The organism is Pantoea sp. Seng, assembly GCF_009829935.1.
Taxonomy (GTDB): Bacteria; Pseudomonadota; Gammaproteobacteria; order Enterobacterales; family Enterobacteriaceae; genus Pantoea; species Pantoea communis.
Genome location: NZ_SZZV01000001.1, coordinates 244,505 through 266,959 on the forward strand (window position 1 = coordinate 244,505; position 22,455 = coordinate 266,959).

The 22,455-nt window shown below is 54.2% G+C and carries 22 protein-coding genes; 17 read left to right on the forward strand and 5 right to left on the reverse strand.

From position 1 onward, the window contains the following. Positions 1-185 precede the first annotated feature (185 nt). Positions 186-3,755: a ribonuclease E gene (gene rne / locus FD737_RS01160; RefSeq protein ID WP_160832489.1), complete on the reverse strand. Its 3,570-nt coding sequence runs from the start codon at positions 3,753-3,755 to the stop codon at positions 186-188. Positions 3,756-3,819: 64 nt separating this feature from the next. Further along, positions 3,820-4,026 carry a hypothetical protein gene (locus FD737_RS01165; RefSeq protein ID WP_141399045.1) on the reverse strand — a complete coding sequence of 69 codons (207 nt, stop codon included), beginning with the start codon at positions 4,024-4,026 and terminating at the stop codon, positions 3,820-3,822. A gap of 302 nt (positions 4,027-4,328) precedes the next feature. Here FD737_RS01165 and rluC point away from each other — a divergent pair, with 302 nt between their 5' ends. Next, positions 4,329-5,285 carry a 23S rRNA pseudouridine(955/2504/2580) synthase RluC gene (gene rluC, locus FD737_RS01170; protein WP_160832490.1) on the forward strand — a complete coding sequence of 319 codons (957 nt, stop codon included), beginning with the start codon at positions 4,329-4,331 and terminating at the stop codon, positions 5,283-5,285. An 11-nt stretch (positions 5,286-5,296) separates the two neighbouring features. Here rluC and FD737_RS01175 read toward each other — a convergent pair whose 3' ends face one another. Beyond that, the gene (locus FD737_RS01175; RefSeq protein WP_202404423.1) at positions 5,297-5,878 is read right to left on the reverse strand and encodes a nucleoside triphosphate pyrophosphatase; all 582 of its coding nucleotides are present in this window, start codon (positions 5,876-5,878) and stop codon (positions 5,297-5,299) included. Positions 5,879-6,021: 143 nt separating this feature from the next. Between FD737_RS01175 and yceD the strand changes: the two genes are divergently transcribed. The 14 genes from yceD to ptsG all read left to right on the forward strand — a co-directional run bounded on the left by yceD (position 6,022) and on the right by ptsG (position 18,250). Further along, the gene (yceD, locus tag FD737_RS01180; RefSeq protein WP_034830691.1) at positions 6,022-6,543 is read left to right on the forward strand and encodes a 23S rRNA accumulation protein YceD; all 522 of its coding nucleotides are present in this window, start codon (positions 6,022-6,024) and stop codon (positions 6,541-6,543) included. 14 nt (positions 6,544-6,557) lie between these two features. Continuing rightward, positions 6,558-6,728: a 50S ribosomal protein L32 gene (gene rpmF, locus FD737_RS01185; RefSeq protein ID WP_007885783.1), complete on the forward strand. Its 171-nt coding sequence runs from the start codon at positions 6,558-6,560 to the stop codon at positions 6,726-6,728. A gap of 27 nt (positions 6,729-6,755) precedes the next feature. Further along, positions 6,756-7,796 (forward strand): phosphate acyltransferase PlsX, encoded by a 1,041-nt coding sequence (gene plsX, locus FD737_RS01190; protein ID WP_034830692.1) that lies wholly within the window; start codon positions 6,756-6,758, stop codon positions 7,794-7,796. Beyond that, on the forward strand, positions 7,797-8,750 hold the full coding sequence (locus tag FD737_RS01195; RefSeq protein ID WP_034830694.1) for a beta-ketoacyl-ACP synthase III: 954 nt from the start codon (positions 7,797-7,799) through the stop codon (positions 8,748-8,750). Between the two features lie 16 nt (positions 8,751-8,766). Further along, positions 8,767-9,699, forward strand: a complete 933-nt coding sequence (fabD, locus tag FD737_RS01200; protein WP_160832491.1) for an ACP S-malonyltransferase — start codon at positions 8,767-8,769, stop codon at positions 9,697-9,699. A 10-nt stretch (positions 9,700-9,709) separates the two neighbouring features. Continuing rightward, positions 9,710-10,444, forward strand: coding sequence for a 3-oxoacyl-ACP reductase FabG (gene fabG / locus FD737_RS01205; protein ID WP_034830697.1), 735 nt, complete (start codon positions 9,710-9,712; stop codon positions 10,442-10,444). Positions 10,445-10,597: 153 nt separating this feature from the next. Continuing rightward, entirely contained in the window at positions 10,598-10,834 is a 237-nt protein-coding gene (acpP, locus tag FD737_RS01210; RefSeq protein ID WP_007885774.1) for an acyl carrier protein, read from the forward strand. A gap of 86 nt (positions 10,835-10,920) precedes the next feature. Then, positions 10,921-12,162, forward strand: a complete 1,242-nt coding sequence (gene fabF, locus FD737_RS01215; protein WP_034830699.1) for a beta-ketoacyl-ACP synthase II — start codon at positions 10,921-10,923, stop codon at positions 12,160-12,162. 122 nt (positions 12,163-12,284) lie between these two features. Continuing rightward, positions 12,285-13,097: an aminodeoxychorismate lyase gene (gene pabC / locus FD737_RS01220; protein ID WP_160832492.1), complete on the forward strand. Its 813-nt coding sequence runs from the start codon at positions 12,285-12,287 to the stop codon at positions 13,095-13,097. Continuing rightward, positions 13,094-14,113, forward strand: coding sequence for an endolytic transglycosylase MltG (gene mltG, locus FD737_RS01225; RefSeq protein ID WP_097119619.1), 1,020 nt, complete (start codon positions 13,094-13,096; stop codon positions 14,111-14,113). The genes pabC and mltG overlap by 4 nt, the downstream gene beginning before the upstream one ends. Then, positions 14,103-14,738 carry a dTMP kinase gene (gene tmk, locus FD737_RS01230; RefSeq protein WP_097119620.1) on the forward strand — a complete coding sequence of 212 codons (636 nt, stop codon included), beginning with the start codon at positions 14,103-14,105 and terminating at the stop codon, positions 14,736-14,738. Before mltG ends, tmk begins: the two co-directional genes overlap by 11 nt. Further along, complete coding sequence (gene holB, locus FD737_RS01235) at positions 14,735-15,724, forward strand: DNA polymerase III subunit delta' (protein WP_160832493.1); 990 nt, start codon at positions 14,735-14,737, stop codon at positions 15,722-15,724. Before tmk ends, holB begins: the two co-directional genes overlap by 4 nt. A gap of 17 nt (positions 15,725-15,741) precedes the next feature. After that, complete coding sequence (locus tag FD737_RS01240; RefSeq protein ID WP_160832494.1) at positions 15,742-16,533, forward strand: metal-dependent hydrolase; 792 nt, start codon at positions 15,742-15,744, stop codon at positions 16,531-16,533. A 283-nt stretch (positions 16,534-16,816) separates the two neighbouring features. Then, positions 16,817-18,250 carry a PTS glucose transporter subunit IIBC gene (ptsG, locus tag FD737_RS01245; protein WP_058959578.1) on the forward strand — a complete coding sequence of 478 codons (1,434 nt, stop codon included), beginning with the start codon at positions 16,817-16,819 and terminating at the stop codon, positions 18,248-18,250. A 368-nt stretch (positions 18,251-18,618) separates the two neighbouring features. Here ptsG and FD737_RS01250 read toward each other — a convergent pair whose 3' ends face one another. Both FD737_RS01250 and FD737_RS01255 read right to left on the reverse strand, forming a co-directional pair. Further along, the gene (locus tag FD737_RS01250) at positions 18,619-19,758 is read right to left on the reverse strand and encodes a glycoside hydrolase family 105 protein (RefSeq protein WP_160832495.1); all 1,140 of its coding nucleotides are present in this window, start codon (positions 19,756-19,758) and stop codon (positions 18,619-18,621) included. Continuing rightward, positions 19,755-21,359: an MFS transporter gene (locus FD737_RS01255; protein WP_160832496.1), complete on the reverse strand. Its 1,605-nt coding sequence runs from the start codon at positions 21,357-21,359 to the stop codon at positions 19,755-19,757. Before FD737_RS01255 ends, FD737_RS01250 begins: the two co-directional genes overlap by 4 nt. 358 nt (positions 21,360-21,717) lie before the next feature. On the opposite strand from FD737_RS01255, the gene hinT reads away from it, so the two are divergent. Beyond that, positions 21,718-22,068, forward strand: coding sequence for a purine nucleoside phosphoramidase (gene hinT / locus FD737_RS01260; protein ID WP_097119624.1), 351 nt, complete (start codon positions 21,718-21,720; stop codon positions 22,066-22,068). Between the two features lie 18 nt (positions 22,069-22,086). Then, positions 22,087-22,452: a YcfL family protein gene (locus FD737_RS01265; RefSeq protein ID WP_058959574.1), complete on the forward strand. Its 366-nt coding sequence runs from the start codon at positions 22,087-22,089 to the stop codon at positions 22,450-22,452. Positions 22,453-22,455: the final 3 nt, after the last annotated feature.

Below are 22,455 nucleotides of genomic sequence, written 5' to 3' on the forward strand. Positions count from 1 at the left end.
GGAGCCGCGGTCTGTTTGTGTACTCTGCCAGATCACCACCTCTTCGCACCTGCCTCCTGCGGCGCAGCGGTCGGTTTTTCTACTCTGCCAGATCATCACCAGTCATTGCGGCAGAGCAGGATCGACAGGCAATAAAAAACCCCGAACCAGTCGGGGTTTTGTTAACGCTGATTAGCGACTAAGACTTAAACGCTTTCCGGACGTGTTGCCGGTGCCGTCGCCTGATGCGTGGCGCTATGGCCGCCCGCAGAGCCACGGCCTTCGAAGTCAAACGGTGGGCGAACCCAATCGCTGTGACGAACGACTTCTGGCTCCCATGCCGGAGCAGGTGCTTTGGTCATTGGCGCCGTGGCGTGGTGCTTCCAGCGGGTATCAGCGTTGCTCACTGCGGTATCACGTGCAGCAACAGGAGCATGCGGTTCAGTAACCGGTGCAGCAAGCGCTTCAGCAGCCACGGGTGCAGCCAGTGCTTCTTCCACTTGCGCCGCAACAGCAGGCTCAACGTCAGCAGGCGCTTGCTCAGCCGCTGCAACAGCAGGCTGAACTTCAGCAGGCGCTTGCTCAGCCGCTGCAACAGCAGGCTGAACTTCAGCAGGCGCTTGCTCAGCCGCTGCAACAGCAGGCTGAACTTCAGCAGGCGCTTGCTCAGCCACGGCTTCGCTTACCTGTGGTGCGGTAATTTCCGCAGCAGGGACTTCTTCAGCTGGTGTCACTTCAGTAGCAGAAACTGTCTCAGTCGATGCAGGCGCCGCAGCCGGTGCCACTTCAGACGATGCAGCAGCAACTTCCGCAGCGGGTGCAACTTCAGCCTGAATATCTTCAACTTCATCAGCGATGACTGTGTCAGCCGGTGCCGTTGTCACTTCATCGGCCGGTACGGCTTCAGCAGCGGTTTGTTGTGCAATCTGCTCAACAGCGGCAGAAATCACGGCAGGCTCTTCGTTAACAGGCGCAGCGACTGGGGTCAGGTCATCGGTGTTCACCACCGGCACTTCAGTGTGTGCCTGTGGCTCAGACTGATGAACAGCCTCTTGCGCTGCTGGCTGAGTAACCTGTTCTGCTGCTGCCGCAACCGGCAGTGCGTCCGCTTCACCGGTATGTTGATAGCTGTAATCAGGCATTTCGTTCAGCGCTTCCTGAGAGGAGAACTGATCGTGGGCCTGGGCAACCGGGTAGGTAATCCAGACTTTGCCGGATGCCATCTCTGGAGAAGAGGCAGCCGATTCCAGCGGCATGGCAGATTGGGTTGGGTAACGCTCATCGCGGTAGCGACGACGACGTTGGCCGCTCACGCGCAGATGACGTGGTGAACGACGTGAGCGACGCGGCATGTTGGCGCTATCACGGTTCTCGTTATCATCCTGTTCATCCTGAGCGACTTCAGATTGCTCATTGAATGCAGTGCGCTGTGCATTTTCCACAACCGCTTCCGTGGCTGCTGGTGCTGAGATGGCTGCCGCCACTTCGCCAGTATCATCCACGCGCACGCGCTGGGTCAGTTGACGCTGTTTACGGCGTGGCATGACCTGCACACGTTCTTCTTCCTGCGCAACGTTTTCATCAGTGATTTCGGTCTGAGCAATGGTTTCAGCGGCTTTTTGATCCTGCTGCTGATTACGTTTCTCATCCTGACGACGACGCTGGCGTTCAGCTCGCTGCTCACGACGCTGTTGCTGCTGCTCATCACGCTGCTGCAGCTGCTCATCGGTCAGCGCTGGACGTTCACCACGAGGCTCGTTCTGACGTTTGTTACGGCGATTGTCCTGATTGTCACGCGGCTCGCGGGCTTCACGTGGTTCACGCGATTCGCGTGGCTCACGCGCTTCACGCGGTTCACGGCCTTCGCGACCCTGAGCATTTTCACCGTTGCGCGGAGTGCGATCGCGACGATTATTGCTACGACGGTTGTTACGGCGGTCGCCACGCTGCTGATTATTCTCACTTTCAGCGGCTTTCTCTTCTGGTTTAGCTTCAACAGGTGCAGCAGCAGGCGCATCGCCAGCAAACAGTTTTTTCAAACCGCCTAACAGGCGAGCGACAAAGCCAGTGCTGGCAACGGCAGGTGCCGCGGCGGCAGCTGCCGGTTTTGCATCCGCTTTAACCGCACTACGGCTCTCTTTTTCCACTTCAACCGGCGCAGGCGGCGCATCAGGCATCACAAAGGCGGCCAGGGCTGGCTGCTCAGGACGACGACGTTCGGCATGCTCTTCTTCCGAAGGCAGCGCCATTTCGGCTTCATGCAGTTTCGGCAGGTGGTAAGACAGTGTCTGCGTCTCTTCGCCTTTGCGCACGCGCAGCACAGAGTAATGTGGCGTTTCCATCTGATCGTTTGGCACGATGATGGCACGCACGCCACCCTGGCGTTTCTCGATCGCACTGACTGCATCACGCTTTTCGTTCAGCAGGTAAGAGGCGACGGGCACCGGTACAATCGCATGCACTTCTTTGGTGTTGTCTTTCAGCGCTTCTTCTTCAATCAGACGCAAGATAGACAGCGAGAGCGATTCGTTATCACGGATGGTGCCGGTGCCGCTACAGCGTGGGCAGACGTGATGGCTGGATTCACCCAATGATGGGCTAAGACGCTGACGCGACATTTCCAGCAGACCGAAACGCGAAATGTGACTGATTTGAATACGTGCACGATCCTGACGAACCGCTTCACGCAGACGGTTTTCAACCGCGCGCTGGTGTCGAACCGGTGTCATGTCGATGAAGTCGATGACAATCAGGCCGCCGAGGTCGCGCAGGCGCAGCTGACGAGCGATTTCATCAGCCGCTTCGAGGTTAGTATTGAATGCCGTCTCTTCGATGTCGCCACCGCGTGTTGCACGGGCGGAGTTGATATCGATGGCGGTCAGCGCTTCGGTGCTATCGATAACAATTGAGCCACCGGAAGGCAAGCGCACTTCGCGCTGGAATGCCGATTCAATCTGCGACTCAATTTGGTAGTGGCTGAACAGTGGAATTTCACCGGTGTACAGTTTGATTTTGCTGCTGAAGTCCGGGCGTCCGAGCGCAGCAATATGCTGACGGGCCAGCTCCAGCACTTTCGGGTTATCGATGAGAATCTCACCAATATCCTGACGCAGATAGTCGCGGAAGGCACGTACAATGACGTTGCTTTCCTGGTGGATCAGGAAGGGGGCAGGGCGGCTATCAGCGGCTTTTTTGATCGCTTCCCAGTGCTTCAGTCGGAAACTCAGGTCCCACTGCAGCGATTCGGCAGATTTGCCAACGCCTGCGGTACGCACGATCAAACCCATACCGTCTGGCAGTTCCAGTGCGGACAGCGCTTCCTTCAGTTCGGTGCGATCGTCACCTTCAATACGGCGGGAAATACCCCCGGCACGCGGGTTATTCGGCATCAGGACTAAATAGCTACCGGCCAGAGAAATGAAGGTGGTTAAGGCTGCACCTTTATTTCCACGCTCCTCTTTATCGATTTGCACGATAACTTCCTGACCTTCACGCAGCACCTCTTTGATGTTAGGACGGCCATGTGCGTTGTAATTAGCAGGGAAGTATTCGCGGGAAATTTCTTTCAGAGGGAGGAAACCGTGACGTTCAGCACCGTAATCGACAAATGCCGCTTCGAGGCTGGGTTCAACACGGGTGATTTTACCTTTGTAGATATTGGCTTTTTTCTGCTCGTGTCCGGGGCTTTCGATATCCAGATCGTACAGACGTTGGCCGTCAACAAGGGCAACGCGCAACTCTTCCTGCTGAGATGCGTTAATTAACATTCTTTTCATCGTGACTTACTCGTTATTCTCACATGAGTGATGTAGCTGCGGGCATCGTTACCCTGGACGAGAATCAACCGATGGCCCCGTGTCTTAATGCACTGACGTCAACCTCACGGCTGTCGTCGGCTAAAGGGGCGCAAATCTTGTCGGTGGCCTGTTTTTCATAAGGAAAAACAGCGCCTGAAGGTGGAATAGCTATAGAAAATTCAGAAATCCACACATCCCAGTCTGTCGTCCAGGCTGCAACCCGCAGCCCGCTAAGTGCCTGATTTAACATTACGTCTTACGCCATTGCTGCGTGTCCGTTCAATCCGGCAAAATGACTTATTTCGCTCTTTTTTCCTGCCTGAATTTTTCCAGGGCAGAAACCCCTGCATTATTCCATTGCTCACTCACATATAGCAAGGCGACTTTTGCCGAGCTGTGAAGTTTGTGCATCCTTAACCTGTTCATTTGCAGGGCTTAACATCGCATCGGTGAAAAAGTCATCATTATGACCTTTTGTCCGCGCGACAAAGAGAGAGTTAAGCACAGAAAAAGGGGTGGCGCTATCCAGGGACACTATTTAGAATCGCCGCCATGAAAACAGAGAATCCCGGCGTACTTTATGTCGCCATTACGGCTGAAAATGCCGAACAACGTATTGATAACTTTTTGCGCACTCAGCTCAAGGGCGTGCCTAAAAGTATGATTTATCGCATCTTGCGTAAAGGCGAGGTGCGCGTGAATAAAGGACGCGTGAAACCCGAGTATAAGCTGCAGGTGGGGGATGAAGTGCGCATTCCGCCAGTGCGTGTGGCCGAGCGTGAAGAGCAGGCGGTATCACCGAAACTCGATAAGGTTGCCGCGCTGGCGAATGCCATCCTGTATGAGGACGATCATCTACTGGTGCTGAACAAGCCATCAGGTACCGCCGTACACGGGGGGAGCGGTCTTAGCTTTGGTGTGATTGAAGGTCTGCGCGCGCTGCGTCCTGAAGCCCGTTTCCTCGAACTGGTACATCGTCTTGACCGCGACACTTCCGGTATTTTGCTGGTGGCAAAAAAACGTTCTGCGCTGCGTTCGCTGCATGAGCAGTTACGTGAAAAGGGCATGCAGAAAGATTATCTGGCGCTGGTGCGCGGTGACTGGCCTTCACATTTGAGAGCGGTGCAGGCACCGTTGCTGAAAAATATTTTGCAAAGCGGTGAGCGCGTGGTGCGTGTCAGTGCGGAAGGCAAGCCCTCCGAGACCCGTTTCAAAGTGGAAGAGCGTTTTGGTTTCGCCACTCTGGTAAAAGCCAGTCCGGTGACCGGGCGCACGCACCAGATCCGTGTGCACACGCTGCATGGTGGCCATCCTATCGCTTTTGACGATCGCTATGGCGATCGGGACTTTGATCGTCAGCTCGCGTCAACGGGCCTGGCGCGGTTGTTCCTGCATGCTGCAGCGCTGACCTTTACCCATCCTAATACCGGGGAAGTCCTGCGAATGGAAGCGCCGCTGGATAATGCGCTGAAACACTGCCTGGCGCAGTTGCGTCAGAAAAAAGCCTGAATTTCCGGGCATCAATCCAGCGCGTTGATGCCCACTTTGATCAGCATCTTATTTAACGCTATCAGTGGTAATCCAATCAGCGTATTGGGATCGCGCCCCTCCAGCCGCTCAAACAAGCAAATCCCCATACCTTCGCTTTTAAAGCTGCCCGCACAATTCAACGGCTGCTCTTTTTCCACATAGTGACGAATTTCTGCCTGACTTAAATGACGGAAATGTACGTTGAACGGTTCACAAACCACCTGCTGTTGTGCCGTTTGTGGCTGAATCAAGGCGAGCCCGGTATAAAACGTAATCACTTTGCCACTGGCCGCAGCCAGTTGCCGGCAGGCATTCTCCACCGTATGCGGTTTTCCGGTGATGTTGCCATCAAGCACGCAGACCTGATCCGAACCAATAATCCAGCTTTGTGGAAACCGAGCGGCTAGCGCCTGGGCTTTTGCCAGTGCTAAGCGTTGCACTAACTGCGGTGCGGTTTCGTTCGATTGCGGCGTCTCGTCGCAATCGGGCGCAACGGCAATAAAAGGCAGGCCAAGCTTGCTCAGCAAGGCCTGACGGAATGGGGAAGTGGAGGCCAGAATTAACGGTGTCATGATTTTTTTTCAGAATAGATAGCGTAAAGATGACAGGCATTTTAAACTATGCGCCGCACTGGATGCGACTAACGGGTGAAAGATGCTGTAAACCGGCCTTTTTCTTTGACTCTATGACGTTACAAAGTTAATATGCGCGCCCTATGCAAAAGGTAAAATTACCCCTGACGATCGATCTGGCCCGCGCCGCGCAAAAGCGCCTTGATTACCAAGGTGTGTATGCACCTGAATTGGTGGCGCGCCTGGCCGAAACGGTCGTGAGTGTGGACAGTGATGTGGAATGCACCATGTCGTTTGCGATTGACAACCAGCGCTTAGCGGTTCTGCAAGGAACAGCTGATGTGCAGGTGACATTGTCGTGTCAACGCTGCAACCAGTCATTCCCGCATGCTGTCCACGTAAGCTATTGCTTCAGTCCTGTCTCTTCTGATGAGCAGGCCGAGGCACTGCCGGAAGCTTACGAGCCAGTTGATATCAATGATTTCGGCGAAATCGACTTGCTGGCAGTTATCGAAGATGAACTCATCCTCGCGCTGCCTGTAGTTCCGGTGCATGATTCTGAACACTGTGAAGTGTCCGACGCGGACATGGTATTTGGCAAGTTGCCTGAAGAGGCAGAAAAACCAAATCCCTTTGCCGTATTAGCCAGTTTAAAGCGTAAGTAATAGGAGTAAGGTCCATGGCCGTACAACAGAATAAACCAACCCGTTCTAAGCGTGGTATGCGTCGTTCGCACGATGCGCTGACCACTGCAGCTCTGTCAGTAGATAAAGTTTCTGGTGAAACTCATCTGCGTCACCATATCACTGCGGATGGTTACTACCGCGGTCGCAAGGTTATCACCAAGTAATTCTTTGCGGTTACGCAAGGCGATACCTTGACACGTTTGACCCTGGCAGTTGATGCCATGGGCGGGGATTTCGGTCCCTGCGTGACAGTGCCTGCATCCTTGCAGGCACTGGCCTCTCATACGAATCTGGTTCTTCTTCTGGTCGGTGATCCCGACATCATCTCGTCATTTCTTGCCAAAGCGGATTCCTCGTTACTGGGGCGTGTGCAGGTGATCCCTGCCGAATCGGTTATTGCAAGTGATGCCAAGCCTTCACAAGCCATTCGAAACAGCCGCGGCAGCTCGATGCGTGTGGCACTCGAGCTGGTGAAAGAGGGGAACGCGCAAGCCTGTATCAGTGCAGGCAATACCGGCGCGTTAATGGGTCTGGCTAAGATGTTATTGAAGCCGCTGGATGGCATTGAGCGTCCGGCGCTGATGACCGTTCTGCCGCATCAGCAGCAGGGTAAAACGGTGGTGCTGGATCTCGGCGCTAATGTGGAATCGGATAGCGATATGTTGGTGCAGTTTGCCATCATGGGCGCTGTCATGGCCGAGGAAGTGCTGGAAATCGACAGACCGCGTGTCGCGCTGCTCAACATTGGGCAGGAAGAGACCAAGGGGCTGGAAACGATTCGCACAGCATCTGCGGTTCTGCGGGATACGCCGCAAATCAACTATATTGGTTATCTTGAGGGGAATGATCTCCTCACCGGCAAGACGGATGTGCTGGTCTGTGATGGCTTCGTGGGAAACGTCACGCTTAAAACCATGGAAGGCGTGGTAAGAATGTTTCTTTCTCTGCTCAAGTCGTCAGAGGATGGGAAAAAACGGGCGTGGTGGTTGAAATGGGTCGGGCGCTGGCTGCAAAAGCGTCTGGCTAAACGTTTCGGCCATCTCAACCCCGACCAGTACAATGGCGCTTGTCTGTTAGGATTGCGCGGAACAGTGATCAAAAGCCACGGTGCGGCGAATCAACGTGCGTTTGCCGTGGCGATAGAGCAGGCAGAGCAGGCGGTGCGCAGGCAAGTCCCAGAGAGGATTGCGGCGCGCCTTGACGCTGTATTAGCCAGGAGTGACAAAGCGTAGATGTTTACCAAAATTATCGGTACGGGTAGCTATTTGCCTGAGCAGGTTCGCTCCAATGCGGATCTGGAAAAAATGGTGGAGACTTCGGACGAGTGGATTGTCACGCGTACCGGTATCCGTGAGCGCCGTATTGCCGCGCCAGATGAAACGGTTGCCACTATGGGCTTTGCGGCTGCACAGCGCGCGCTGGAAATGGCAGGCGTTGCGGCCAGCGATGTTGGTCTGATTATCGTGGCGACCACCTCTTCCAGCCATGCCTTCCCAAGTTCAGCGTGCATGATCCAGCAGATGCTGGAGATCAATGACTGCGCTTCTTTCGATCTGGCCGCTGCATGTGCAGGTTTCACCTATGCACTTAGCGTTGCCGATCAGTACATCAAAAACGGTGTGGTTAAACACGCGCTGGTGATCGGTGCGGACGTCTTAGCCCGCACCCTCGATCCTAACGATCGTGGCACCATCATCCTGTTTGGTGACGGCGCTGGCGCTGTGGTGCTGGGGCAAAGTGAAGAGCCCGGTATCCTGTCAACGCATCTGCATGCTGACGGTCGTTATGGCAAGCTGTTGACACTGCCGTATCAGGATCGTGAACATCAGGATGAGCCAGCTTATCTCACGATGGCCGGTAATGAAGTCTTTAAAGTTGCTGTGACCGAGCTTGCCCATATCGTGGACGAGACGCTGCAAGCCAACAACCTTGATCGCGAAATGCTCGACTGGCTGGTGCCGCATCAGGCCAACCTGCGCATTATCAGCGCAACGGCCAGAAAGCTCGGCATGGGCATGGAAAAAGTGGTGGTGACGCTGGATCGTCATGGCAACACTTCAGCGGCTTCGGTGCCAAGTGCACTGGATGAAGCGGTGCGAGATGGCCGTATCAAGCCTGGCCAACTGATTTTGCTGGAAGCCTTTGGTGGCGGTTTCACCTGGGGTTCTGCGCTGGTTCGCTTTTGATTGACAGGAACGACAGATGACACAATTTGCTTTTGTTTTCCCAGGACAGGGCTCACAGACCGTCGGCATGCTGGCCGATCTGGCTGTGGAAAACCCGCAGGTTGAAGCCACTTTCCGTGAAGCTTCTGATGCACTGGGATATGACTTATGGCAGTTGGTACAACAAGGTCCAGCTGAAGAACTGAATAAGACCTGGCAGACGCAACCTGCGTTGCTGGCGGCCTCCGTCGCGATTTATCGCGTCTGGCAGAGCAAAAATGGCCCGCAGCCTGCGCTGATGGCCGGCCATAGCCTGGGTGAATACTCTGCGCTGGTCTGTGCTGGCGTACTGAACTTTGCGGACGCAATCAAGTTAGTCGAATTACGCGGCAAACTGATGCAGGAAGCGGTTCCTGAAGGGACCGGTGCCATGCAGGCAATCATCGGGCTTGATGATGAGTCTATCCGTAAAGCGTGCGAAGAAAGCGCGCAAGGTCAGGTGGTTTCGCCGGTGAACTTCAATTCGCCAGGCCAGGTGGTTATCGCGGGTAACAAAGAAGCGGTTGAGCGTGCAGGTGCTGCCTGTAAAGCGGCCGGTGCCAAACGCGCACTGCCGTTGCCTGTGAGCGTGCCATCGCATTGCGCGTTGATGAAGCCTGCAGCAGATAAACTGGCTGTGGCACTGGAAAGCATCACTTTCAACGCACCATCTGTGCCTGTCGTCAATAACGTTGACGTCAAGTGTGAAACCGATGCCGTGGCAATCCGCAGTGCACTGGTTCGCCAGCTGTATAGCCCGGTGCGCTGGACCGAAGCTGTTGAATTTATTGCCACCCAAGGCGTTGGCCAGTTGCTGGAAATCGGTCCAGGTAAAGTCCTGACCGGTCTGACCAAACGTATTGTGGATAGCCTGACCGCTGCAGCCGTGAACGATTCTGCTTCACTCTCTGCGGCGCTTACACAGGAATAAGAGGAAAAACATGAGCTTTGAAGGTAAAGTAGCGCTGGTGACTGGCGCAAGCCGCGGCATTGGCCGTGCAATCGCGGAAACGCTGGTTGCGCGTGGTGCGAAAGTGGTGGGAACCGCCACCAGCGAAAGCGGTGCGGAAGCAATCAGTGCTTACCTCGGCGATAACGGCAAAGGTCTGCTGTTGAACGTGACCGATGCGGCCTCTATTGAGAGCGTGCTCGAGAAAGTTCGCGCTGAATTTGGCGAAGTGGACATTTTAGTCAATAATGCAGGCATTACGCGTGATAATCTGTTGATGCGCATGAAGGACGATGAGTGGGCGGATATCCTCGATACCAACCTGACATCAGTCTTCCGTCTTTCTAAGGCGGTTATGCGTGCCATGATGAAAAAACGCGTGGGCCGTATCATTACCATCGGTTCTGTAGTTGGAACCATGGGTAACGCGGGTCAAACAAACTATGCGGCAGCAAAAGCAGGTTTGATTGGCTTTAGCAAATCACTGGCGCGAGAAGTCGCGTCACGTGGCATTACCGTAAACGTCGTGGCTCCGGGCTTTATTGAGACGGACATGACGCGTGCACTGAACGAAGATCAGCGCTCGGGCATTTTGGCAGAAGTGCCGGCAGGTCGTTTAGGCGACCCGCAGGAGATTGCCAATGCTGTTGCATTCTTAGCCTCTGACGAAGCCTCTTACATCACGGGTGAGACGCTCCACGTCAATGGCGGCATGTACATGGTCTGATAATCACGAAAACATTTGCATTATCTGCGGTAAACACCGCAGAATAGCGCAAAATCGTGGTTCGACCAGCCGGGATTTTGTTGCATCTTTTTCAACATTTTATACACTACGAAAACCATCGCGAAAGCGAGTTTTGATAGGAAATTAAATAGTATGAGCGATATCGAACAACGCGTTAAGAAAATCGTAGCTGAGCAGCTGGGTGTTAAAGAAGACGAAGTGATTAACACTGCTTCTTTCGTTGAAGACCTGGGTGCAGATTCTCTTGACACCGTTGAGCTGGTAATGGCTCTGGAAGAAGAGTTTGATACTGAAATTCCAGACGAAGAAGCTGAGAAAATCACTACCGTTCAGGCAGCGATCGATTACATCAATAGCCACCAAGGCTAATGAATATCTTCAGGCGGTCACCTCGACCGCCTGAGTTTTATGTTTGCCCCACATAGCGTTATTTTTTCCCTCCCTGGAGGACGTACGTGTCTAAGCGTCGTGTAGTTGTGACTGGTCTTGGCATGTTGTCTCCTGTCGGCAATACCGTAGAGTCTACCTGGAGTGCTCTCCTTGCCGGTCAGAGCGGCATCAGCCTGATCGACCATTTTGATACTAGTGCCTACGCAACACGCTTTGCGGGCTTAGTAAGAGATTTTAATTGCGATGAATTCATCTCGCGCAAAGATCAGCGCAAGATGGATGACTTCATCCAATACGGCATTGTGGCTGGTATTCAGGCTATGGCGGACTCCGGTCTGGTCGTGACTGATGAGAATGCCGGTCGCATCGGCGCAGCTATCGGTTCCGGCATCGGCGGACTGGGTTTAATTGAAGACAACCACAGTTCACTGGTTAACGGCGGTCCGCGCAAAATCAGCCCGTTCTTTGTTCCTTCTACCATTGTTAACATGGTGGCAGGTCACCTGACCATCATGTACGGTCTGAAAGGTCCAAGCATTTCTATTGCAACCGCTTGTACTTCAGGCGTGCATAACATTGGTCATGCTGCGCGTATCATTGCGTACAACGACGCCGATGTCATGCTGGCCGGTGGTGCTGAAAAAGCCAGTACCCCGCTGGGTGTGGGTGGCTTTGGTGCTGCACGTGCGCTCTCAACCAATAACGATAATCCGCAGGCGGCAAGCCGTCCGTGGGATAAAGACCGTGATGGTTTCGTATTGGGCGATGGTGCAGGCATTGTGGTGCTGGAAGAGTACGAGCATGCGAAAAAGCGCGGTGCGAAAATTTATGCTGAAATCATCGGTTTCGGCATGAGCAGCGATGCTTACCACATGACGTCTCCGCCGGAGGATGGTTCAGGTGCTGCAGCAGCGATGGTGAATGCATTGCGTGACGCGCAGCTGAATGCTGAACAGATTGGCTACGTCAACGCGCATGGCACCTCAACGCCAGCGGGTGACAAAGCTGAAGCTCAGGCGGTCAAGTCTGTATTTGGTGCAGCGGCTCACAGCGTGATGGTGAGTTCTACCAAATCCATGACTGGGCACCTGTTGGGTGCAGCAGGCGCGGTAGAAGCGATTTATTCGATTCTGGCGCTGCGCGACCAGGCAGTTCCGCCAACCATCAACCTGGATAACCCAGATGAAGGTTGTGACCTCGACTTCGTGCCGCATACAGCACGTCAGGTGAGCGGACTGGAGTACACGCTGTGTAACTCCTTCGGATTTGGCGGCACCAACGGCTCGCTGATCTTCCGCAAGGTCTAAGTTTTACCCAGCCAAACAGAGGCCCGCAATGCGGGCCTTTTTTATATTTTGTCACGCAGTGGCGTGGATTCTTACCGCTGTCAGTGGTATTCAGACTGGCAGGGTAGCCAAAGGTGAGCGGTATGTGGATAAACGGCGTAGAGCAGTTCGAACTTTCTGCGCGCGATCGCGCGGTGCAGTTTGGTGATGGCTGTTTTACCACTGCTGCGGTAGTGGCAGGCAAGATACAACTGCTGAACGCCCATTTGCAGCGATTGCAGGAAGGCTGTGAGCGTTTATTCATTCCCTTACCGGATATGGCGCAGCTGGCCGAGGAGATGCAGCATGCCGCCAATGGTCAAACCCAGTCCGTTTTAAAAGTGATTCTGACGCCAGGCGTCGGTGGACGGGGATATAGCCGAACCGGTTGCACAACCCCGACGCGCATCCTCTCCCTTTCTCCGTGGCCGCAACACTACACCACTTTGCAGCAGCAGGGCGCAGCGCTCATAACCAGCCCAGTGAGACTGGCGCGCAATCCACTGCTCGCCGGCCTCAAACATCTTAACCGACTGGAACAGGTGTTGATCCGTCAGCAGCTTGACTACACCGATGCTGATGAGGCGCTGGTGCTTGACACTGCAGGGACGGTGGTGGAATGCTGTGCGGCCAATTTATTCTGGCGCAAAGGTGATCAGGTTTTCACGCCGCGTCTTGAGCAAGCGGGTGTCGATGGCATTATGCGCCGTTATCTGATGGCGCAGATGGCGTCGGAAGGCCAGGCTTGTCAGTTGATTGAAGGAAGCAGGGAGGATGTGCTGAACGCCGATGAAGTGGTGATCTGCAATGCCCTGATGCCGGTTTTACCTGTGCGGAAAATTGACGATGTTTCGTTCACCGCACGCACGCTGTACCAGCAGCTGTATAACAGTTGCCAGAAGATGGAAGCATCATGACCCGAATGAAAAAAATACTCGCCAGCGCTGTGGCGATTGCCGGCCTCGCGGCGGCATTGAGTTATTGGCAGATTGAACGTTTTGCCGATACCCCTTTGACCATTAATCAGGAAACGATCTACACATTGCCCGCGGGTAGTGGTCGGGTCGTGCTGGAAGCGCAACTGGAAAGCCAACACATCATTCCGGAAAGTATCTGGTTTGGGCCGCTTTTGAAACTTGAGCCTGAACTCGCGAAGTTCAAAGCCGGCACCTACCGACTGGAAAGCAATATGACGGTAAGACAGCTGTTGCAGTTGCTGGCCAGCGGTAAAGAAGCGCAATTTCCGGTACGGTTTGTCGAGGGCTCGCGCCTGAAGGAGTGGTTGGCCGAACTGCGTCAAGCGCCCTATATCAAACATACGCTAACTGACGATCAGTTTGCGACCGTCGCCGCTGCGCTGAAAATGGATGCAAATCAGCTTGAGGGCGCTTTCTATCCCGACACCTATTTGTATACAGCTAACACCAGTGATATATCGCTGCTGGAGCGGGCACACACGCGCATGAATAAACTGGTGGATGAGATCTGGCAGGGGCGGATGGACAATCTGCCTTATAAAAATGAGCAAGATCTGGTCACCATGGCCTCGATTATCGAAAAAGAGACCGGCGTGACGGAAGAGCGCGCGCGCGTTGCCTCGGTATTTATTAATCGCTTGCGCACCGGCATGAAGCTGCAAACCGACCCTACCGTGATTTACGGTATGGGTGATAACTACACCGGTACGATTACGCGTAAAGACCTCGAAACGCCGACCGATTACAATACCTACACGATTAGCGGTTTGCCGCCTGGTCCTATCGCGATGCCAGGCCGAGCCTCGCTGGAAGCGGCGGCGCATCCAGAAAAAACCAACTATCTCTATTTTGTCGCGGATGGCAAAGGCGGACATACCTTTACCACCAATCTCGCCAGCCATAATAAAGCGGTGCAGGTCTATCGGCTGGCTATGAAGGAAAAAAATGAAAAGTAAGTTTATCGTCATTGAAGGCCTTGAAGGCGCGGGCAAAACCACTGCGCGTGATGCCATTGTGGCGGTGCTGCATGAGCAGGGTATCGACGATGTGGTGTTCACCCGTGAGCCCGGCGGCACGCCGCTGGCAGAACAATTACGCGTGCTGGTGAAGCAGGGAATTGATGGCGAACAGGTGACTGACAAAGCCGAACTGCTGATGCTGTATGCCGCCCGGGTTCAATTGGTCGAGAACGTGATTAAGCCTGCGTTAGCGCGTGGCGCCTGGGTGGTTGGTGACCGTCACGACCTCTCATCCCAGGCTTACCAGGGCGGTGGCCGTGGCCTGGATACGCAGTTGATGGCCACCCTGCGCGATGCGGTATTGGGCGACTTCCGTCCGGACTTGACCCTCTACCTGGATGTGACACCGGAAATTGGCCTGCAACGCGCGCGTGCTCGCGGGGAACTCGATCGTATTGAGCAAGAATCACTGCGTTTCTTTGAACGCACACGTGACCGTTATCTGGCGTTGGCTGCCAGCGATGACACCATTTTAACCATTGATGCCACACAAAATATTGCCGAAGTGACATCGTCACTTAAATCAGCGCTACAAAAATGGCTGGCAGGTCAGGCGGCATGAACTGGTATCCGTGGCTGAATCAGCCCTATCGGCAGATTATCAGCCGTCATCAAAGCGGTCAGGCACACCATGCCTTGCTGATACAGGCCATTAATGGCATGGGTGACGATGCGTTAGTGTGGGGTGTTAGCCGCTGGTTAATGTGCCAACATCCGGAAGGCTTGAAGAGCTGCGGCCATTGCCACGGCTGCCAGCTGATGCAGGCGCAGACGCATCCTGACTGGTATCGTCTGGAAGCAGAAAAAGGCAAATCTTCACTGGGTATTGATGCGGTACGTGACGTCACCGAGAAGCTCTACCATTTTGCTCAGCAGGGCGGAGCAAAGATTGTCTGGTTGCCGGATGCGGCGCAGCTCACTGAAGCCGCCGCCAATGCGTTGTTGAAAACGCTGGAAGAGCCTCCTGCCAACTGCTGGTTTTTCCTCAGCGTCCGTGAGCCATCACGTTTGCTGGCAACCTTGCGCAGCCGCTGCATGACATGGCATCTTTCCCCACCAGAAGAGTTGCCCAGTTTGCAATGGCTGCAGAAACAGTTGCCGCAATCCGAGCCAGTACTGCGAGCCGCTCTGCGCTTGAGCAATGGCGCACCTGCTGCGGCGTTGACCCTGCTGCAGCCTGAGCGTTGGCAGGCACGTGAGAAGCTGTGTGAAACCTTGCTCAGCGCGTTGAACCGCGATGTACTGCAACTGCTGCCCGCGCTGAACAGCGACGATGTGGCAGAGCGCCTCAGCTGGCTGATTTCATTACTGGTGGATGCCATGAAAGTGCAGCAGGGTGCCAGCAACTGGTTAAGCAACGGCGACCATCCTGAGGTCGTATCGCAACTGGCTCAGCAGCTTAACAGCAGTGCGCTCAACGCCAGCGCCCATCAGTGGATGCAGTGTCGTGAGCAACTGTTGCATGTCGCCGCCCTGAACCGTGAACTGATTTTGACCGATCGCCTGTTAGCCTGGGGACGCTTAATGTCGCCCATGGCGGTCGGCTAAGCGTAAAAGAGAGAAGTATGTTTATTGTTGATTCGCACTGCCATCTTGATGGCCTGGATTATGAGAAGCAGCACCGCGATCTGGACGATGTGATCGCCAAAGCCGCCGCGCGTGACGTGAAGTTTATGCTGGCGATTGCCACCACGCTGCCGGATTACTACAAGATCAAGCAACTGGTCGGCGACAGGGAAAACATCGCCCTGGCGTGCGGCGTGCATCCGTTAAATCAGGAAGCACCGTACGATGTCGAAGAGTTTCGTCGACTGGCAGCTGAAGAGCAGGTGATTGCACTGGGCGAAACCGGGCTGGATTATTTCTATCAGCAGGAGACCAAAGCGCAGCAGCAAGCCTCGTTCCGTGAACACATCCGTACCGGCATCGCGCTGAATAAGCCGATCATCGTACATACCCGTGATGCACGTGAAGACACGCTGGCAATCCTGCGTGAAGAGCAGGTGGAAAAATGTGGTGGCGTGTTGCACTGCTTTACTGAAGATAAAGAGACTGCGGCGCAGTTGCTGGATATGGGCTTTTATATCTCCTTCTCCGGCATTTTGACCTTCCGCAATGCTGATCAGATTCGTGATGCCGCGCGTTATGTGCCGCTGGATCGCATGCTGGTCGAGACTGACTCGCCGTATCTGGCGCCGGTTCCGCATCGTGGCAAAGAAAATCAGCCAGCTTTTACGCGCGATGTCGCGGATTATATGGCTGTGCTGAAGGGTGTGGATATCGAAACCCTGGCTGCAGCGACCACAGAAAACTTCTCGCGTCTGTTCCATGTCCCAATGAGCCGACTCGGCGGCTAATCCGCTTTATTTTAAACTCCGTATTAATTCAATAATCACTGACCTGTGCGGCATATAACGCGGCACGGGCAGTGATTTATTGCTGTTTCTCCAGGCAATTCAGTCAAAAACAACAGAAAGCAAGCGTTCGTCTTGAGCGAAACGTGATAGCCGTCAAAGTAACAAATATCGATTTATTTTACCCTTCGTAATAAATCAAAAGACGCTCAGCGTCACCCCGGTGAAGGATCCTCCCCCTTTGCCAGCGCACTGCGCAAATATGCACTCATACTCAGGAGCTTTTATGTTCAAGAACGCATTTGCGAACCTGCAAAAAGTAGGTAAATCGCTAATGTTGCCGGTATCGGTTTTGCCGATTGCCGGTATTTTATTAGGTGTTGGTTCGGCTAACTTCAGCTGGTTGCCTGCTGTCGTTTCACATGTCATGGCGGAGGCGGGCGGTTCCGTGTTCGCCAACATGCCGCTGATCTTTGCGATTGGCGTGGCGCTCGGTTTTACCAACAACGATGGCGTATCGGCGCTGGCTTCCGTGGTGGCTTACGGCATCATGGTGAAAACCATGGCGGTGGTTGCACCACTGGTGTTGCACTTACCGCCAGCGGAAATTGAGGCCAAACACCTTGCCGATACCGGGGTGCTGGGCGGGATCATTGCCGGCTCCATCGCCGCGTATATGTTTAACCGTTTTTATCGCATCAAGCTGCCTGAATATCTTGGCTTCTTCGCCGGTAAGCGTTTTGTGCCGATCATTTCCGGTCTGACCGCGATTTTCACTGGTATCGTGTTGTCCTTTATCTGGCCACCGATTGGTACCGCGATTCAGGATTTCTCCCAGTGGGCAGCCTATCAGAACCCGGTGGTGGCGTTCGGCATTTACGGTGTCGTTGAGCGTTCGCTGGTGCCGTTTGGTCTGCACCATATCTGGAACGTGCCTTTCCAGATGCAGATTGGTGAGTTCACCAACGCCGCAGGTCAGGTGTTCCACGGTGATATCCCACGCTATATGGCGGGCGATCCAACCGCAGGTAAACTCTCTGGCGGCTTCCTGTTCAAAATGTACGGTCTGCCTGCGGCTGCGATTGCTATCTGGCACTCGGCTAAGCCGGAAAACCGCGCCAAAGTGGGCGGCATTATGATCTCCGCCGCGCTGACCTCGTTCCTGACCGGTATCACCGAACCGATTGAATTTTCGTTTATGTTTGTGGCGCCGATTCTGTATGTGATCCATGCGATTCTGGCAGGTCTGGCGTTCCCAATCTGTATTCTGCTGGGTATGCGTGATGGCACCAGCTTCTCACACGGTCTGATTGACTTTGTGGTGCTGAGCGGTAACAGCAGCAAGATCTGGTTGTTCCCGATTGTCGGTATCATTTACGGCCTGATTTATTACACCGTTTTCCGTGTGCTGATTGTGAAATTGAATCTGAAAACACCTGGACGTGAGGACACTGCAATGGAGCAGAGCAGCGCTACCGGTAGCGAGATGGCAGGCAAACTGGTGACTGCATTTGGTGGTAAAGAGAACATTACCAATCTAGATGCCTGTATTACGCGTCTGCGTGTGAGTGTCGCGGATGTTGCAAAAGTGAATCAAACTGAACTGAAAAACCTCGGCGCGCGTGGCGTGGTGGTGGCCGGTTCCGGTGTTCAGGCGATTTTCGGTACCAAGTCCGATAACCTGAAAACTGAGATGGATGATTATATTCGTAATATGTAAAGGATTGGGCTCGGCCTGAGGTCAAGGTCAAGGCAGTGGCCGAGCCTGTGCGATGAAGCGGCGGCAGATCGTAAAGACGCCATAAACCATCCCTGGGGCTCGTCCCGCGACATCCCTGGGGCTCGTCCCGCGACATCCCTGTCGCGGGACGCTTTACTCCTCTGCCGCCGCTCCCTCGCACCTCACCTTAGGTGCGGTATGGGATAAAACCCTCGTTCCTCACTGGACTTAGCAGACTCATCGCCAGAAATTAGGGTATCGGTGTTAGCGGTATTGGGTAGTCATGCTACGTTTCACGGCCTATGGTTCCTGTCACGCGTCGCTATACATGTCTGCCGTCGCTATCTCCCACTTCAATGAAAATGCAATTACAGATAAACCCGCAGATACTCCGTCAGACACAGCAGCGCCATCGCCTGACCATAGGGCATCGACGTCAGCGGTACCTGGCGGTAATACTCCAAATCGCTGCCCATTGCGGTGCCAAACGACACCTGTTTTAACTCCCCGTCTTCATCAATATTGGCGATCACGCCACGCAAGGCTTTTTCCGCCATCGGGCGATACTCGTCAGATAAATACCGTTTACGCACCGCTTTGAGGATTCCATAAGCGAATCCCGCCGTGGCAGACGCTTCCGGATAGCTTTGTGGATCGTCGAGTAGGGTATGCCAGAGACCGCTGCTGTGCTGACAAGCGGCTAATGCCTTGACCTGACTGGCCAATACCTGCTGCAGGAAACGACGCGTGGCATGTTGTTCCGGCCAGTTCATCATTTCGAGGAAATCCGGGATCACGATGGTCAGCCAACTGTTGCCGCGTGCCCAGCGGGCATTAGCAAAATTGTGTCGGCCATCGAAGGTCCAGCCGTGGAACCACAAACCGGTTTGACGATCCATCAGGTATTGAGTGTGGATCAGGAATTGATAGCTGGCTTCTTCAACAAACTCCGGGTGATCGAGTAACTGGCCGATCTTCGCCAGCGCCATCACGCTCATCATTAAGGTGTCGTCCCACAGCTGCTGGGTATTTTCGTTGTTGTAAACGATGTGCTGTAGACCGCCTTGCTCAGTGCGCGGCATTTCATACATCACCCACTCAGCCCAGCGTTCCAGCACCGGGCGCCATGCTGCGTTACCGGTCTCTTCATAACGATAAGCCAGCGTCAGGAACGGGCATACCGTGTTCACGTTCTTTGTCGGTGTGCCTTCTGCTAAGCGCGCGCTAAACCAGTCATCGATAATCTTCAGGGTTGCCTGATCGCCCGTCTGCTGGGTGTAATGCAGCATGCCATATAGCCCGATGCCGTGCGTCCATTCCCAGCCAGCCCAACCCTTAGTGTCAATGACGCGGCCATCATCCAGCCGCAGCAAAAACTCGCCGCTGTGATCGGTGATATTGACCAGATTGTCAGTGAGTTTGTGGATGAGTTGCACTAATTCACTGCGTGGCAACAGGTATTCAGGCTGGCACAACAAGGCGCTGTGTTTTACAGGAAATACAGTCATGGTTCATTCCTATCGTTAATCAGGGTAGGGAGAGAGTGAAGCGTGCCGCGATGCGTGGATAGCGCGGGCGCTGCGGGCTTGTTACGGTTGAGGTAACCGACGTTGTTGTTGCCCCATAAGTTTTCATACGGCATACCCGCCAGGGTTTCGACGATGGTGCGCGCCTGCGGTGTTATACGTTCCGGGACCACACGGCCCGCTTCACGCATCTTCAGCGTCTCTTCGCGCAAAACAGTGTGGGTATGCAGATTCAGTTTGAAGCGCAGCGACACAATAAAGCCGCAGATCAGCACCCCAACGGTGCCGACGCTGAGGATCAGCAGAATGGTATGGCCCACCGCAGGAATCTGTTCAGTTTTACCGGAGGTGAAACCCGCCAGCTGCAACATGATGCCAACGATCATCACGGCACCGGCCTGCGAGGCTTTACGCGTCAATGTCATGATCCCGGCGAATATGCCTTCACGTCGCTGTCCGGTGATCACTTCATCGACATCGGCAATATAGGTGTAGGTATTCCATGGCACATAGTTGATGCCGCCACGTCCTAAACCGGCGAAGGCCGAGATCAGCACTAACAGCGCGAAGTTATCGTTCATCCCGCTGTACCACAGTCCAGCGTAGGAGAGGGCGCTGAGGCCAAACAGCATCACCACCAGACGATAGGCTGGGGCCGGTCCGAGGCGTATACACAGCGGGATCATTGCCATCACCGCTATAAATTGCAGCACCGCCATCGTTCCCATCAGGCTGGAAGCGATTTGCGCGCTCTGCATCAGTACAAACACCACGTACCAGGTAAATACCGCATTAAAGACGTCCTGAGCGATGTAACCGCCCAGATACATGCCAAGATGCTGGCGAAAGATACGGATGCGCAGCGTGGAGGCGAGCTCGATATACAGTCGTTTCAGGCTTTGGAACAGCGAGAGTTGCGCCTTTTCTTCTTCAGCTCGACGTGACTCGGCGGAAAAATCCTCCGGCGCGCGTTCCCAGGTGAAGCGCCACACCAGGAATAGCACCAGCGCACAGATGACCGAGAACACCAGGCTGGCATAAAAGAAGGAGATGGGATTCTCTTTGCCAAACCAGCCAATCAGGATGCCTGGCAGGAAGGCGGCCAGAATCGATGACAGTTGTGCCAGCGCGATACGCGCGCCGGAGAAGCGGGTCTTTTGTTTAAAGTCGTCGGTCATCTCCGGCACCAGCGTTTCGTACGGCACCAGAATCATGGTGTAGACCATATCGAACAACAGATAGGTCAGCAGATACCACCAGAAACTCATGTCGCCGATCCACATCAGGCTATAACTGAACACGCACGGGATACCGAGCAGGATAAAGAACTTGCGGCGACCGAAGCGCTTGCCAAGCCAGGTGGATCCGAAGTTATCGGTGAGAAAGCCCATCAGCGGGCTGACGACCGCATCCAGCACGCGGGCAGCAGCAAAAATAAAGGTGGCTTCAATCGGCGAAAGCCCACAGAAGGTGGTGTAGAAATAGAGCAACCAGGCGGCGGTAAGCGCCGTGGTGCCGGCGCCGAGGAAATCCCCGGAACCGTAAGCCAGATAATGGCCCAGACCAATCTTACGAGACTGCATGGCAGCTTCTCCTTGAAATCGACGGATGACACATCCCTCATTGCTCCGTACTGCTTGCCCGGATTGGATAGAAAGTAGAGCGCCGCGCAACGGCAAACCTTCGTGATTTGGCAAGGGTTGTCGGTTGAGTGGCAAAAACACAAAGAAACTGGCGTGATATCTCTAATTTATAAAACAGCGTTTCATTTTGGTGATCTGCGATGGCGTAAATTTGAGAGGGAGAGCACAGCAATGCTGTCTGGGGGATGAAATGGCGTAAAGGCAGCCATTTAACAGAAGAAAAGTGGTACTGAGGTTGAAAGCAAACGAATTCCTCGCGCATACTGCCTGACTGAACTCAGGCTTAAGGAAATGCACCATGGCTGAAGAAACCATTTTCAGTAAGATCATTCGTCGCGAAATCCCCGCCGACGTGGTTTATCAGGACGAACTGGTCACCGCCTTCCGCGATATTGCGCCTAAAGCGCCAACGCACATTCTGATTATCCCTAATGTATTGATCCCCACCACCAATGACGTGCAGGAAGCACACGAGCATGCGTTGGGCCGTATGATTACCGTGGCGGCGAAAATCGCGAAACAGGAAGGGATTGCCGAGGATGGCTATCGTCTGATCATGAACTGTAATCAGCATGGTGGTCAGGAGGTTTATCATATTCATATGCACCTGGTCGGCGGTCAGCCGCTGGGTCCGATGCTGTCTATTTAACCTCAGGCGGACCTTGTGATGCGTCAATGGCTGAGTGGCCTGCTGTTGCTGACCCTTGTCGGGTGCAGCAGTGACAAACCGATGATCAACACCTCGCAATCGCTGGTAATGGAATCTTCCGTGCTTTCTGCGGGCATCATTACCGACGAACCCACGCTGGCCAGCCGTGATGGGCAGATGCGCGCCTCAAGTGTGCTCTATAATCAGCGGGAAACGCCGGTGACCGTTCACTATCGTTTCTATTGGTACGACGAAAAGGGGCTGGAGATAACACCGGAAGAGCCGGCTCAAACTCAAATCGTCCCGGCGCATGGCAGCACAGAAGTTGTCTCGCAAATCGGTAACCTGACCGCCAGTAAGGTGCGTCTCTATCTTTATCTCTGAGGA

What these genes read in the sequence shown, in the direction of transcription:
- rne (WP_160832489.1), bottom strand. Translation starts at nt 3,755, where the DNA reads ATGAAAAGAATGTTAATTAACGCATCTCAGCAGGAAGAGTTGCGCGTT.
- FD737_RS01165 (WP_141399045.1), bottom strand. Translation starts at nt 4,026, where the DNA reads ATGTTAAATCAGGCACTTAGCGGGCTGCGGGTTGCAGCCTGGACGACA.
- rluC (WP_160832490.1), top strand. Translation starts at nt 4,329, where the DNA reads ATGAAAACAGAGAATCCCGGCGTACTTTATGTCGCCATTACGGCTGAA.
- FD737_RS01175 (WP_202404423.1), bottom strand. Translation starts at nt 5,878, where the DNA reads ATGACACCGTTAATTCTGGCCTCCACTTCCCCATTCCGTCAGGCCTTG.
- yceD (WP_034830691.1), top strand. Translation starts at nt 6,022, where the DNA reads ATGCAAAAGGTAAAATTACCCCTGACGATCGATCTGGCCCGCGCCGCG.
- rpmF (WP_007885783.1), top strand. Translation starts at nt 6,558, where the DNA reads ATGGCCGTACAACAGAATAAACCAACCCGTTCTAAGCGTGGTATGCGT.
- FD737_RS01195 (WP_034830694.1), top strand. Translation starts at nt 7,797, where the DNA reads ATGTTTACCAAAATTATCGGTACGGGTAGCTATTTGCCTGAGCAGGTT.
- fabD (WP_160832491.1), top strand. Translation starts at nt 8,767, where the DNA reads ATGACACAATTTGCTTTTGTTTTCCCAGGACAGGGCTCACAGACCGTC.
- fabG (WP_034830697.1), top strand. Translation starts at nt 9,710, where the DNA reads ATGAGCTTTGAAGGTAAAGTAGCGCTGGTGACTGGCGCAAGCCGCGGC.
- acpP (WP_007885774.1), top strand. Translation starts at nt 10,598, where the DNA reads ATGAGCGATATCGAACAACGCGTTAAGAAAATCGTAGCTGAGCAGCTG.
- pabC (WP_160832492.1), top strand. Translation starts at nt 12,285, where the DNA reads ATGTGGATAAACGGCGTAGAGCAGTTCGAACTTTCTGCGCGCGATCGC.
- mltG (WP_097119619.1), top strand. Translation starts at nt 13,094, where the DNA reads ATGACCCGAATGAAAAAAATACTCGCCAGCGCTGTGGCGATTGCCGGC.
- tmk (WP_097119620.1), top strand. Translation starts at nt 14,103, where the DNA reads ATGAAAAGTAAGTTTATCGTCATTGAAGGCCTTGAAGGCGCGGGCAAA.
- holB (WP_160832493.1), top strand. Translation starts at nt 14,735, where the DNA reads ATGAACTGGTATCCGTGGCTGAATCAGCCCTATCGGCAGATTATCAGC.
- FD737_RS01240 (WP_160832494.1), top strand. Translation starts at nt 15,742, where the DNA reads ATGTTTATTGTTGATTCGCACTGCCATCTTGATGGCCTGGATTATGAG.
- ptsG (WP_058959578.1), top strand. Translation starts at nt 16,817, where the DNA reads ATGTTCAAGAACGCATTTGCGAACCTGCAAAAAGTAGGTAAATCGCTA.
- FD737_RS01250 (WP_160832495.1), bottom strand. Translation starts at nt 19,758, where the DNA reads ATGACTGTATTTCCTGTAAAACACAGCGCCTTGTTGTGCCAGCCTGAA.
- FD737_RS01255 (WP_160832496.1), bottom strand. Translation starts at nt 21,359, where the DNA reads ATGCAGTCTCGTAAGATTGGTCTGGGCCATTATCTGGCTTACGGTTCC.
- hinT (WP_097119624.1), top strand. Translation starts at nt 21,718, where the DNA reads ATGGCTGAAGAAACCATTTTCAGTAAGATCATTCGTCGCGAAATCCCC.
- FD737_RS01265 (WP_058959574.1), top strand. Translation starts at nt 22,087, where the DNA reads ATGCGTCAATGGCTGAGTGGCCTGCTGTTGCTGACCCTTGTCGGGTGC.